This window comes from Hymenobacter wooponensis (assembly GCF_004745865.1).
Classification (GTDB): domain Bacteria; phylum Bacteroidota; class Bacteroidia; order Cytophagales; family Hymenobacteraceae; genus Hymenobacter; species Hymenobacter wooponensis.
Genome location: NZ_SRKZ01000001.1, coordinates 1 through 14,168, shown reverse-complemented (window position 1 = coordinate 14,168; position 14,168 = coordinate 1). Strand labels below are relative to the sequence as shown.

Sequence of the window (14,168 nt, the reverse complement as noted above, 5' to 3'; positions counted from 1 at the left end):
TTTATAAACTGGCGCCTATCACTTGTGGGTAGGCATCAGCCACAGAAATCCTGTTTGGTTTAGAAATAAAAAGTGGGAATTAGAATAGAGCGTGGCTTTTACTTGGGGCAGTACAGATTGGCGAGAAGCCTTACTGCGAGTATTCGAGGTCGGTAACTTAAGGAGCTCAGGAAGCGGGGTATCCGACCACGTAGGAGGGAGAAATGTACTCCCGTGGTAATGTCTTTGGGTTTGTATTAAGCTGGTTAGCAGTGTATTGAAATTGGTGTAACTGTTGTATTGATAATGAAGGATTCGTTATCTGTGCTAGAATTTTACTTTTGTGTTAAATCAAATCAGACACAAGCTGCGTAGGTTAGCATATGGAACCCGAAGATGAGTTTTTAGAAAATGCTTCTACAATGGTGAAGTTTGCCAGAGAAGAGGTTAAGCAATTTCTTGCTTGGACAAATAAGCATACTGCTTACGGCAAGTCGGCGGAAGAAATTGTTGCTAAATTGGAAGGCATATTATCTGATATTAAAGCGTTAGAAAGTCAATACAATAATCGATAGATAAGCGTTGCTGTAATTTATTACATTAATAAGCATTCTCATTTCCTTTGAATGTCTGTTTTACTGTTAGTAGAACAATTTTCAGGTCGAGCATGAACGACCAGTTTTTGATATACCAAATATCGGTGTTGACGCGTTTTTCCATGGCTTCAGTTTCTTTGGTTTCGCCGCGGTAACCTGTTACCTGGGCCCAGCCTGTTATGCCAGGAGCTACCAAATGCCGAACCATAAAATTATCGATCAGGCGAGAGTAGTCTTCAGTGTGCTTTAGCATATGTGGCCTAGGGCCTACCACTGACATCTCGCCTCGGAGCACATTGATAAATTGTGGTAATTCATCAATGTTTGTTTTGCGCATAAAGGCCCCGAATTTTGTGATTCGAGCGTCGCCTTTGGTTGCTTGTTTGTGGTCGGCATCCGCATTAAGGCGCATGCTTCTAAATTTCAGGCAGTAAAAGGGCTTGTTATGCTTTCCGGTTCGTAGCTGTTTAAAAAATATTGGCCCTCTAGAATCTAGCTTGATAATTATTGCAATCAGAGGAATAAACCAGCTTAGAAATAATACGGTTACGCATAAGGAAAACAGGAAGTCAAAAGCCCTTTTTCTAATAAAGGCACCAAGTACAATATTATCAACGTGCGTTGGTAAAAAATGCTGTGACATAGTTCCTTTGTTTAAAGTTTCTACGTGCATAGTTGTAGTAGCTTAAGAAGCTATTTATCCGGAACTGAATTATTTTCCGCATGATGAATAGTTGCTGCTGCGACACACTAGTAAACTCCACTTGATACAGTGTGAGTTAAAAATGTGGCAGCGCTTCGCCAGTAAGCTCAGTTAGAGCTTGAGTAATGCAACGCCTGGGTGGGGGGGCAGGCTTGCTAAGGGATGGGCAGTTAAGTAGCTCGGCGTTCTGCTGGTAAGCTCCAGTCCGTTGGAGTAGCAGTTATTCAGACGCTGTAACACGGGTAGTTCGTTGGGGAGGTGCTGCTTAGCAGTTTGTTCCCGGAACTAGCACAATGTTTTCTTTCCCTACGTGCATTTTCTTTCTTGATTTGGATTAATAAAATATGGCGTTATCTATATGTTTTCGCAAACGCCATATTATCAAATGAATAAGAAGAGCACTCACTAGCTTCTTTGCACCTAAAGTATAGCTCATTCATAACTAATCAAAATAAAGTTAAAGTTTTTTGAATATATATACAAAGATTCATGTTTTAGCCGAAATGTCTTATTAGTCAGTGCATTGGGCTATTTCTATGCTTTTGCCTGATCAGATTGGCATTCGTTCTAGCGAACAAAGGCGTTTTAGTCAGATTCTTCTAGTTGACCTCTCAACTTACCTAGGTAACAGGGTTGGTTTCTTTACCAGCTATTGCCGGGCTGTTAGCTAGAGTAGCTACTCGTGAGCTAGAATCACTGTTTAACCACCTTTAGCTGGCGGTGCAAACTAGGGCCTAATAGATGGAGCATATATACGCCAGGCTGAGTGAGGTACTGGCCTAGCTCCAGAGGTAAGGTAGTCTGAGACGCCGACCCGGCCGTCAGAGAGCCTTGAGTTAGGCGCTGGCCTAAGGCTGAGTAAAGCTGATACGAGAGCGGGCCCACCGTCGGCGGTACGCGTAGCCACAGCCGTCCATCTTGGGTTGGGTTGGGATATAGCTCTACCTGAAGCGCTTCGTTCTTATCAACCTTGGCGGCCAGGTGCTGCTCCGCTGTAGCCGAACTAACCTTCAGTGCCTGGTTACTGTTGGGAGCGGTGGCATACACTTCGAGGGCGGAGAGCTTGGGCCGGTCCACGCCACCCTCACTGGCCAGGGCGCTCAGCAGCAGGTGCAGCACCCCATCCGAGACCGTGGTGGTGAACGTCTCGGTGGTGGCCGTGAAGGGGCCCACCTTGCGGATGATGTCGTAGTTGTCGAGCACCTTCTGGCCTTCCAGGCTCACGTCGAACACGCGCTGGCCGGGGCTGCTCCAGTAGATGTCGGCGAAGTGCAGCACGACCTGGTAGGTGCCGTTGGGCAGGGGCAGGGCGTAGGTGAAGCTGCCCAGGTTGGTGCTGGAGCTACGCTCGCTCTGGTAGAGGGCGTCGTCGGTGGTGCCGGCGATGGGGGAGGTAGTAGTGTACACGTAGCTGGTGGCGGCGGAGTAGCCCTGGTCGGCGGCGAAGCTGCCCAGGGCTGTGCTCAACGCACCCCCACCCGCATTTAGCCGGTATACTACTGTTCCTCCCGTGCCAGAAATTACCGAGACCGTAACTTGGTCGGCGGTACTAGGAGTCTGTTGATTATCGGTGACTACTAGGCTAAAAACATATGTGCCAACCGCTAAGCCACTAACGGTGGGCGTAGCTGCGGTCAGGCTGCTGAAGCTGGCCGTGTTTGGCCCGCTAACCTGGCTCCAACGGTAAGCGCTGACTAAGCCGTCTGGGTCCGAGCCCGAGCCAGTAAGGCTCGTGCTAGTAGCGGGCAAACGCAGGCTCTGGTCGGGGCCTGCATTAGCCACCGGGGCTTGGTTGGTTCCGGCCGACAGAACCTCAATTGCCGCCACCTTCGGCTGATCTACTCCGCCGTCGCTGCTTAATGAGCTAAGCAAGATGTTTAGGGTGCCGTCAGCAACCGTGGCGGTGAACGTTTCAGTAGTGGCTGTATTGAGCCCGACCTTGCGGAAGATGTCGAAGTTATCAAGCACCTTCGCGCCCTCCATACTCACGTCGAAGACGCGCTGGCCTACGGCGGTCCACCAGTTTTCAGCAAAGTGTAGCACCACCCGGTAGGTGCCGTTGGTTACGGGTAAAGCATACGTTAGTAGGCCATTGTTGCCGTAGCGCTCGGTCTGGTACAACGCATCGTCGGTAGTGCCCGCAATAGGGGTGGTGACAGTATAGGTGTTGCTCGAGCCATAATACTGGTCGGAGGCAAAAGTGCCCAGCGACGTAGTTAATTGCCCGCCTCCGCTGTTGAGACGGTAAAGGGCTGTGTTAGCGTCAGAAATTACCGAGACCGTGACCAAATCAGCCGCGCTACTGGCTTGCTGATTGTCTGTAACTACCAAACTAAAGACATAGCTACCAGCTACTAGGCCACTAACGGTAGGTGAAGGGGCGGTCAGGCTGCTGAAGCTGGCTGTGTTTGGCCCGCTAACTTGGCTCCAGCGGTAGGCGCTGATTGAGCCGTCTGGGTCCGTGCCTGAGCCAGCAAGGCTCGTGCTAGTAGCGGGCAAACGCAGGCTCTGGTCGGGGCCTGCATTAGCCACCGGGGCCTGATTGCTGTTGGGAGCGGTGGCATACACTTCGAGGGCGGAGAGCTTGGGCCGGTCCACGCCACCCTCACTGGCCAGGGCGCTCAGCAGCAGGTGCAGCACCCCATCCGAGACCGTGGTGGTGAACGTCTCGGTGGTGGCCGTGAAGGGGCCCACCTTGCGGATGATGTCGTAGTTGTCGAGCACCTTCTGGCCTTCCAGGCTCACGTCGAACACGCGCTGGCCGGGGCTGCTCCAGTAGATGTCGGCGAAGTGCAGCACGACCTGGTAGGTGCCGTTGGGCAGGGGCAGGGCGTAGGTGAAGCTGCCCAGGTTGGTGCTGGAGCTACGCTCGCTCTGGTAGAGGGCGTCGTCGGTGGTGCCGGCGATGGGGGAGGTAGTAGTGTACACGTAGCTGGTGGCGGCGGAGTAGCCCTGGTCGGCGGCGAAGCTGCCCAGGGCTGTGCTCAACGCACCCCCACCCGCATTTAGCCGGTAGGTAGCCGTGCTGGGATTGGAAGGATTAATAATAACCCGGAACGTATCTTCTACCCACAGCCCTTCGGCATCCGTAGCCCGCACCACTATATCGCTGGCACCTAAAAGGGTAGGCTCATAGGTAAGCGTTAGGGTAGAGCCGTTAATTGACGTGCGGATTACGTTTGGGTCAGAGTTGCCCACAACGCTAAACTGAAGGTTACTAACACCGCCGTTGTCGGTAAATACACCAGCCAAGGGAATCTGGGTGGGGGCGCTGCCTTTCTGCACCGTTACATCGGCAATGGGGTTAACAACTTTCGGGGCCAGTGTTTCGCCGTCATCAGCGCCGGCCGCCCACTGCAGTATGCGTTGGGCAAATACCCGGTTATCAACCCGACTTAAATAGGTGCCCTCGCCCGCGTTCCAAAAGGCATTACGGTCAAAGAAACCCACCACGCGCCCTTGGCCAACCTTCGCAATTGCCAGGGCGGCGTCGGCCGCCGTCACGGGGCCGTCTAAGCTATTAAGCTGGGCCTTACCCGTTGGTAAGCCAGCCAATATGGTAGCTGGCGCGCTGGTGCGCACGGGGCTGACTCCTTCCGCTTCAATGGTAATGCCGCCGTTTTTATTGAAGCGGTTGATGTAGTGGTTCTGGCTCCACTGATTTAGGGTAAATACGCTCAGCCCGTTGTCGCGCAGAAAGTGCATGCCGAACTGGTCGGTCAGGTCATTGTCGCTGGCGGCGCCCACGGTGCTGTTGAGGCCGCCATTTTCCCAGCCAAAGGCCGCGTCTGACCAAGCCAGTAGGCCACCTCCGCTGTTTACCCAGCTTGCCACGGCTGCTTTTTCGGCGGCGCTGAACCGACGGTTGTTAGATCCCAGGATAAGCACCTTATACGTGCTGAGAGTGGCGACATCGAGCGTTACGGATGCATCAAGAGCCTCTACTGCGCTAAACCCTGTTTCGCTTAGCAATTGGTTGAATTGAGACATGCCCTGGTTGCCAGTGTCAGCCAACCGCATGTCATGAATGGATGGGGGAATGCTGCCGTACAGGTACAGCAGTTTAGGCTTGCCCCCCAGCACCGTGAGGGCTACCTCCAGCGTGGCATCGGGGTAGCCAGTGGCCTTGGCCCTAACCGTAGCCGAGTAGGTGCCGGCACTGAGGCCTGCCGTTGAAGCAGTAACTTTAACCTCAGTGCCTCCCAGCAAGTCAATGGTTCCGGCCGCTGGGCTCACGCTGAGCCAGCTAGGCAGGGTACTCACATCAATGGTATAACCTGGGGTGCCGCTGAAGGCCCATAATAAAGCCTGCTTGCTCACCGCCGCCCCTGCCGCGGCAGTTAGGGTTAGCTTACCCGGCGCAAAGCCAATGATGTTGTTGGGGGTACGAGGCAGGTCGCGCTTGCGCGTGGTAGTCTGGGGGTTAGTGGCCTGGTTTAGCCCGCCATTTGAAACAATCAGCACATTACCGATTGCTTCCGCGGCGGGGCCAAATAAATGATCCAGCAGCGGGGCCTGCTCAGTCCAGGTGTCGGTGGCAGGGTTGTAGGTAGTAACGTTGTTGAGTACGTTGTCGAAGCCGTTGGGGCGGCCACTGCGGCCACCCACCAGCATCACTTTGCCATCCACCACAAAGGTGGCCGGCTCACTGTGTGAGCGGATGTAGGGCATATCGTGTAGCCGCGTCCAGGTATCCGTCGCTGGGTCGTAGGCCTGCACGTAGCTCACGTCATTGTAGGGCCCATCGTGGCCGACCTGCCCGCCCATGGCATAAATCTTCCCCCCCACATGAGCCGTGGCAAAGTGGCAGCGAGCATCAGGCATGGGGGCCGCCGTTGTCCAGCCGGCGGCCAAATTGCTTAGGTCTAGCACGTAATGGACGTTGGCTCCGGTTTGCCGGTCATCCAGCAGGCCCCCGAAGGAGTGTAGCTTCCGGCCTACCCGCACCAGCGCATTGCCGCCGCTCCGGCTCGGTAGCTTGGGGCCCAGGCTCCACGAGTTAGTGGGCACGTCATACACCTGTAGCAGGTCGGAATTGGGGTCTCCTACCAACCCGCCCAAGAAGCCCCCGGCTACATATACCTTCGTGCCATCCACGGTAATGCCAGCGTGCGTTACCGGATAGGGCATGTCCGCTAGGTACGCCCACGCGTTGGTGGCCGGGTCGTAGACTTCGCACTTGGCGGTAGTGTGAACAGCGCTGTTATCAAACCCCGAAAACACGTACATCTTATTGTTGATCATCACGCTAAACCCTACCCACTTGGGGGTGTTGGATGGCGTCGCTAAGGTCCAGCCCGCGCTTTGGGCCTGACTCAACAGCGGCATCAACAGCAGCCACAGCACTAGCAGAGGGCGATACAATCCCTTAGGATGAGTGCGCCAGGAGAAGGCGTTTTTCATAGGTTATGGAAGGAGTAGGGGTGATTAGGGCAGAACCACAAGCTGCGTCGCAACCCTGGCGGTTGCGACGCAGCTTGTAGATGGGTATAGCTGAGCCAGAGACTGAGTGGCCTAGCAGGCCAGGGGCTTGGTAGCGCCGCAGGCGGAGTACCTACTCTTTGACGAGTTTGAGGGGTAGGTTCGCCCCTGGGCCTATCAGGCGCAGCATGTACACGCCGGGCTCACGCAAGTAGGAACTCAGGTCTAGTGGTACCGTGTCTCCGGCTGCGGCCGGTAGTAGGCCAGTAGCCAGCTGTTGGCCAAGGGCAGAGTAGAGTTGGTAAGAGCGGAAGCCCGGCCCAGTTGCGGGCAGGCGCAGGTGTAGGCGCCCGTCGCGGGTGGGGGTGGGGTAAACCGTGACGGAGGTTGCGCCCTCGGCCTTCGTTACGGTTTCATCTGTGTGCAACATAGACGTGGCTACGCTGCTTGTGCGGGCGCTAGCGGGAGCAGTGGAGTACACTTCAATGGCGGAAACCTTGGGCCGGTCTATTCCGCCATCATTAGCCAAGGCGCTGAAGTAGAGCGTAAGTGCGCCGTCGGCTACACTAGTGGTAAAGGTTTCGGTGGTAGCGGTAAAGGCGCCCACTTTCTTCACGATGTCGTAATTATCGAGTACCTGGGTTCCTTCTAAGCTCACGTCGAAAATCCGTTTGCCAGTACCCGACCAGTATAGCTCGGCGAAGTGTAGCACCACCCGGTACGTGCCGTTGGCTACGGGCATAGAGTACGTGAAACTGCCCTGGTTGACATTGGAGCTGCGTTCCGTCTGGTACAGTGCGTCGTCGGTAGTGCCGGCAATGGGGGAAGTAGTGGTGTACACGTAGCTGTTGGCTGCGGTATAATACTGGTCGGCGGCAAAGCTGCCCATCGACGTTGTTAGCTGGCTGCCCCCGGCATTCACCCGCAGCAGCGGGGTCCAGTTAGAGCCGGCAATTGCGAGCAGGAAGTCATCGGGGGCGGAGCCGCCCTTGCCGTCGCTGGCCGAAACGCGCAACGTCAGGCTGGCGGGGCTGCCGGCCGGGGGCGTGCCGCTGAAGGTGCGCGTGCTGGCCGTGAAGGTGAGCCAGCTGGGCAGGGCTAGGCCTGTGCTGAGCGTGGCCGTGTACGTCAGCGGGTCCAGGTCTGCATCCCAGAAAGTAGCCGCGGGAAAGGTGTAGGTGAAAGCTGTGCCCGTTGTGGCTCCTTGGTTTGGAATGGAGGTAGCAACCAGTGGGGCCCGATTCCCGACCGCCGTGGTGGAAAACACCTCAATGGCCGAGACTTTGGGGCGGTCTATCCCGCCATCCCCCGCTAGGCCACTAAATAGCAGGTTGAGCGTACCATCCGCAACGGTAGTGGTGAAGGTTTCGGTGGTAGCGGTAAAGGCTCCTACTTTCTTCACGATGTCGTAATTGTCGAGCACACGGGCCCCTTCCAGGCTCACATCAAACACGCGCTGGTTAGCGGCGGTCCACCAGGTTTCGGCAAAGTGTAGCACCACCCGGTACGTGCCATTCGGAACGGGCAGGGCATAAGTGAAGCTACCTTGGTTGGTACTAGAACTGCGCTCCGTCTGGTACAGCGCGTCGTCGGTAGTGCCGGCAATGGGGGAGGTAGTGGTGTACACGTAGCTCGTGGCAGCAGAATAATAATAGTCGGCGGCGAATGTCCCGAGCGAAGTAGGCAGTTGGTCACCCCCAGCGTTGATACGGTACACGGGAGCCAGCGTAGCCGCCGTAATGGTGAGCAGGAAGTCGTCGAGGGCGGAGCCGCCCTTGCCGTCGCTGGCCGAAACGCGCAGGGTTAGGCTGGCGGGGCTGCCGGCCGGGGGCGTGCCGCTGAAGGTGCGCGTGCTGGCCGTGAAGGTGAGCCAGCTGGGCAGGGCTAGGCCTGTGCTGAGCGTGGCCGTATACGTCAGCGGATCCAGGTCTGCATCGGCAAATGTGCTAACCGGTACTGCGTAGCTGAATGCCGTGTTTATGGTGGCTACCTGATCCGGAATAGGAGTAGCCACCACCGGCGGCCGGTTAACGGAGGGAGTATTCGAGTAGACTTCAATTGCCGACACCTTGGGTTGATCAACGCCTCCATCGGCGGCAGTGCCGCTAAATAGCAGGTTGAGCGTACCGTCCGCAACGGTAGTGGTGAAGGTTTCGGTGGTGGCCGTGAAGGCTCCTACTTTCTTCACGATGTCGTAATTGTCGAGCACGCGGGCCCCTTCCAAGCTCACATCGAACACGCGCTGGCCGGCGGCGGTCCAGTACAGCTCCGCAAAGTGCAGCACTACCCGGTAGCTGCCGTTGGCCACGGGCAGAGCGTAGCTAAAGCTACCTGCGGTTCCGTAGCGCTCGGTTTGGTAGAGGGCAGCGTCATTGGTGCCGGCAATAGTGGCGCTGCTGGCGTAACTGTTACCGGGAGTTGGCGTGAAGTACTGATCGGCCGTGAACGAGCCCAGCGACGTCATCAGCGCATCGGCACCCGCATTGAGCCGGTAAACCGCCGTTAAGGCCTCATCTGCCGTGACGTAGATAAAGTCCCAAGTGGCGGTGAAAGGCGTCGCGCCCCGGCTGGTAGCAATAAGCCCTACTGCTAGCGCTTGGTTGCTTTGTAGGATAGTCAGCAGAGCTCCGCTCAGTGTAATAGGCGAGCCTAGGTTAACCAGCGAGCCACCATTGGCTGAGTACTTGGGCTGTACTGTGCCTGTGGAGGGATTTACGGCCAGCACCAAGTCCAAGGTTGAAGAAGGAATACCAGCGGGGAGGGCGTACGTTGTGTTGAGCACCACGCTGCCTGCCTTTTCATACACTAGCTGGATGCCGCCCAGGCCCCCATTCGCAACCAGGGCAATCTTTAAGTAGTTGTCTTGGTCGCCATTGCCGATATAAATACCCTGCGACTGGTTGTTTACTGGCGTCTGACCGTTGAAGAAGGGGCCTAGGAGGCGACTTTTGATCGTAAATGGCCCGGTAGCAACACCCGCCTTCACTCCAAATTGAAAGGCATTCTCCTGGTTGTTGAGGGCACCCAGCGCATCGCCCGCGGAAACATTCACCACCGTGAAAGCGCCGGCAGTACCTCCCGGAATCAGGTTTTTGTCTTCGTATAAATCGAAATAGTCGTTGGTACCGCTTACCATCAGCCCGGTAAAGCCTACGCCGTAAAACCCAGTGCCTGGGTAGTTATTGAGCAGCTCATACCGTACGGGCATACTGGTAGAGAGTCCATTATTTGCGTCAATTCCGAAGTGGTCCACGTTGTCGGCTAGGCCATCATTGTCATCGTCCGGATCATTGAGGTCAGAAATCAAGTCCTTGTCTGTATCCGTCGGTACGCTTGCCGCCGAGCAGGGCTGTGAGCCATTGTCAATTTCATCCGCATTTGTGTACCCATCATTGTCGTCGTCGGCGCTGTTGTACAGGCCAGTGCAGACCAGAAAGTCTTGGGGCTCGAATACGGTGATGGTGTTTGAGCCGTATGTGGCCGCCCACACCGTACCCGGGAAGATGTCGGTATCTCCCTGCGTCGTTACGTCCAGCGGGATAGAGCCGAAGTTGGAAGCAAAGGGCAGATCCTGATTGACCTTGTCGGCCGCAGCTTTCGGATTGGTAACGCCGGTGCCATCCTCGGTTAAGGTGATTTTGTAGATGCTGCCATCGTAGCTGCAGGCCAACAGGGTACCCTTCAGGGCGTTGCTAAAGTTAGAAGCCGTGTATTCCGCCAAGCCGTTAGTTGAGTTGGTGAACGTCAGGGGCGACGTATCGCCTACCCCTGGCATCTGAAAGTCACCTTCAATGGGGTGGGCCTGGGGTACTGGAGGCCAGTCTTGCGGCAATGGGGTGGTGCCGGTTTTACTGGAACGCCACGTGCCGGAGGTACCATTGTGCACGTAAAGCCCCGCGCCCGCAGGGTTGGCCCGAATGGGGTTGGGGTGGCCGCCGTAGTGACTGCCCGGAATATACGTGTCTAAGTTGCCGATGTACTCTAGGTTATCCAGGTTGTTTACCACGCCTTCATTCGTGCTGGGAACGGTAGAGCCGGGTTCGTTAGTCAAGTACTTATTGGTCACGTCCGGAGACCCTTCTTTGTCCGGGTAGCCCCCCCATCCCTGATTCGCCCCGTTATCAATGGTATACATGCGGCGCGCTTTGCCCGGGGTTTTCGTAATTACCAAATCGTAGGGGTTGCGGTACCCGGCCGAATACACCTGAACGGGGCCACCGGCCACTATTTTGGCTTGGTTTAGGCCATCATTTCCCCCAAATGGATCGTTCACGTCGGTGCCATCGGGGTTATTGGTTCGGGTGGGGTCGTTTACCGTTGGCAGGTCATACTTATAAGTAGTGGTGCCACTGCCCTTGGTGGGCAATGCATCAATAGCCGTTAGATTGATAGACAGAATAGCAGCCGATAGGGCATACTCATTGATATAGGCGAAGTTGGTGGAGGGTCCGCCGGCATTGGTAAACCCGCCAACGGCTAGATACAGGGTGTTTTTGGTAGCATCCAGCTGCATACCGTTCACCGAGTGGTTTTCCTCCGAACGGGGTAGGCCCCGCACTAGGTCCATCTTGCTCCAGGTGCTGCCCGTACGGGTAAGCCGCGAGACAATGCCCGAGTTCGTATCAAGGTTGAAGTCCCCATCCGGTCCGCCAATGCGGCTGTCGCTCGACGACACGTATAGAATAGGGCTAGTGGCAGTGCCTACCACCAGAATGCCCGTTACCTGGCGCGTAGTAACCTGAGTATTGAGGCTGCCGTCGTCGTTATGGTTGGGAATAGTGTTGATCAGGTCAATCGTTTCGGTTGCACTAACGGTATAGTCACCGGGGCCTGCTCGTACAATGGTAAAGGCCTTGATGATACCATTTTGCTGGGATACATACAGCCGACCATCGGGCCCAAATTGCAAGGAAGTAGGGTTGCCCAAACTCACGTTTTTTAACCCGCTTTTCGAAAAAGAGAAGTTATACTGCGCGTTAGCCAGCATAACTGCCCCCAGATTCTCGGGAGGAAGCTTGGCCTTTTTGTTTCCCGGTTTTTCCCCTTGGGCGTTGCCCCCAACTCCTGGCTTGCTGCCCGATGATTGGGCCTTAATGGAGTGAGGGCTTAAAACCCCGAAGGGAAAGGCCAGCATTATAAACAAGAGAAAGCGGCTTCTCCAATGCCTCGCTTTTAGGTAAAAGTTTAGGTCCATAGGTACCAATAAATGAGGGTGGGTAGGTTGCCTCTCGGGGGGCTAGGCAGAACTTTGGGCGCAAATCCGCAGCCAGCTACCTTATGGTGCCCTTAAGTGAGGAGTCGTTCTGTCAGAAAAGGGCCTGCTAGGCCGCTGGCCGTGGGTAGCACCAGGCTTGTCTACCCCGTTTACATGGTAGCGTCAGAGCTACGAGAGCGTAGCTGAAGTAGAGGTTCGTTCTTTAATAGCGTGCTTTCGTTGGGCAGCACATATTGTCCGCCGCTTCTATAATGTATGATTAGATAAGTGTTGGCAGGTACTGGCTTGACTTCTTGCAGTAGGCCATAGCCAGTGAGAAGTAGTAGATGGTTTGAGTGGAAGCCGCTGGTAATTCTGCGTTAGCCGCACCTAGTGTGGCCTACAACGGTAACCCCATACGTCTCCCATACCATCACCACGAATTTGCATGGCTAAAGTAGAAAATAGCTTGGATGTTTGCTAGATATAATTCTAGTTTTTTATAGAATATTACAATAGTCAAACTATGACAGGAAAGTATAAAAAGCCGTTTGCCCTCTACTGTTTACTTGCACTAATGCCTTCTGCTAGGCCTGCTTACCGATATGACTTGGGTGGTGTGATGTTGACAAGTAACTGATATATAAAGGGATGCACAGGATTGTAGTTGAGATGCCATGAGACTGTAATGGTTGGGAGCCCTTGACACAGACACTGGTAAGGACTGGTGCGCAAATACTTGAAGCTACGCTATTAGGCCTCTTTTGCCTTTGGTTAAATAGCAAGAGCCCGAAAAGGCGCGGATAAGTTAACCGCGCCTTTTCGGGCTCTTGCTATCTGCTTTACTCTTACGACTTCTCTTTGATAAACTGGTGGTGCATCTGCGCGCCGCGGTCGGGTTGAACCATTAGCAAATAGCTGCCCACGGGCAGTTGTTCCACGTCAAGCGCTCCTTCCGTTGTGTCAGTGCGCGTGTCTAGTATTACTAGGCCAGTAGCCGAATATACTGTGAGGCGAGCTCCGGCAGTTGGCAGCAGAACGTGAAGCTGATTAACGGTTGGGTTGGGGTAAACACTCAGGGTTATCGGTGCCGACCGCGCAAAGGTGAGGGCGCGCACGGCGCTATACGTCGCGGTGCTATCATAATCAACTTGCTTGAGGCGGTAGTAAACCGGGCCCTGAACTAGGCCAGGTACATTGGCGTCCACGAAGCTATAGGTGGCTCCCGTAGCAGTGGTGCCGGCGCCCTGCACGGTTCCCACCCGTTGGAAACGGCTAGCATCGAAGCTGCGCTCTACGGCAAAGTAGCGGTTGTGTAGCTCTGAGGCAGTCGTCCAGGTCAAGACGGCATCAGCGTTCCGGGCTTTTGCCGTGAACTGCGTTAGCTCTACGGGCAGCGGATTGGTTACCGGAATTACAAAGTTTGCTTCCAGACTTACCATACCCTGGTTATCAGCTGAGGTATAAGTAAATACTGCATCACCCGTGTAGCCATTGCGAGGCTCGAAGCTTAGCATAGCCCCTTGCTCAACCGATAGCGGAGCATTCTGAGCGGCTGGCACGCTGCCCAAATACAACGTCCCCTGCGAAGCCAGCGGCAACGCCGTAATAGTAAACCCAGTCAGGACGCCATCATAGGCGAAGCCCGTTAGCGGCACTACCCGGGTGGCACCGCCATTGCGCGGAATGGGGGCATTGGTTTTCGGATCGGCTACGGGCCGTTGTCGGCTTTTGTCTGGCCCGGAGGTGGGGGCGGTACATTCAGAAACAGTGTTTACGGAAGCCTGCGTACTGTTCGCAAGCTTCCGATCATCTACCAATTTACCCACGTTGCGCAGCGTGGTTGAGCACAGCAGCGTGTTATGAATCCCCGAGCTCAGGTAGTATGCATTAGAGCAGTCGCGGGCCGTGTTGTTTTGAAATATCGTGCCGAGAGTGATAGGGATAGTGCTGATGCTACCGATGTACTGGGCTAGGAAGAAGTTATAGTAGCCTTCCATGCCCAATTGGTTGTTATTGGCATAGGAAGGTGTGTAGGCCCCACCTCGTCCTTGGAGTACGTTATCCCGGATTTCGACGCCAATGGCGGCCGTGCCCAGCGTCTGGCTCACCCCGTACTGGTAGGGCAGCAGCCCGATGTAAGCCGGCGCCCCCGTGTTGGCCGCCGCCTCCACGTTCTCCACCGTGTTGCCCACCAGCTGCGTGTTGTAGACCATGTTGAACACCTGTGCCCCCTGGATCAGCGTCTGGCCCGGCCGCAGCAGGATCCCGTCGT

The 14,168-nt window shown here is 55.3% G+C and carries 5 protein-coding genes; 1 reads left to right on the top strand and 4 read right to left on the bottom strand.

The annotated features are described in order from the left end of the window. Positions 1–362 precede the first annotated feature (362 nt). A complete protein-coding gene (locus EU557_RS00025) occupies positions 363–554 on the top strand; it encodes a hypothetical protein (RefSeq protein WP_135528383.1) in 192 nt (63 codons plus the stop codon). Between the two features lie 25 nt (positions 555–579). Here the strand turns inward: EU557_RS00025 and EU557_RS00020 are convergent, their stop codons facing one another. The 4 genes from EU557_RS00020 to EU557_RS00005 all read right to left on the bottom strand — a co-directional run. Beyond that, positions 580–1,248 carry an exopolysaccharide biosynthesis polyprenyl glycosylphosphotransferase gene (locus EU557_RS00020; RefSeq protein WP_135528382.1) on the bottom strand — a complete coding sequence of 223 codons (669 nt, stop codon included), beginning with the start codon at positions 1,246–1,248 and terminating at the stop codon, positions 580–582. Positions 1,249–1,971: 723 nt separating this feature from the next. Continuing rightward, positions 1,972–6,681, bottom strand: a complete 4,710-nt coding sequence (locus EU557_RS00015) for a malectin domain-containing carbohydrate-binding protein (protein WP_135528381.1) — start codon at positions 6,679–6,681, stop codon at positions 1,972–1,974. Between the two features lie 151 nt (positions 6,682–6,832). Beyond that, the gene (locus EU557_RS00010) at positions 6,833–11,833 is read right to left on the bottom strand and encodes a malectin domain-containing carbohydrate-binding protein (protein WP_167855033.1); all 5,001 of its coding nucleotides are present in this window, start codon (positions 11,831–11,833) and stop codon (positions 6,833–6,835) included. 908 nt (positions 11,834–12,741) lie between these two features. Then, positions 12,742–14,168: T9SS type A sorting domain-containing protein (locus EU557_RS00005; RefSeq protein ID WP_135528379.1), on the bottom strand; the 1,427-nt coding region annotated here is incomplete at its 5' end.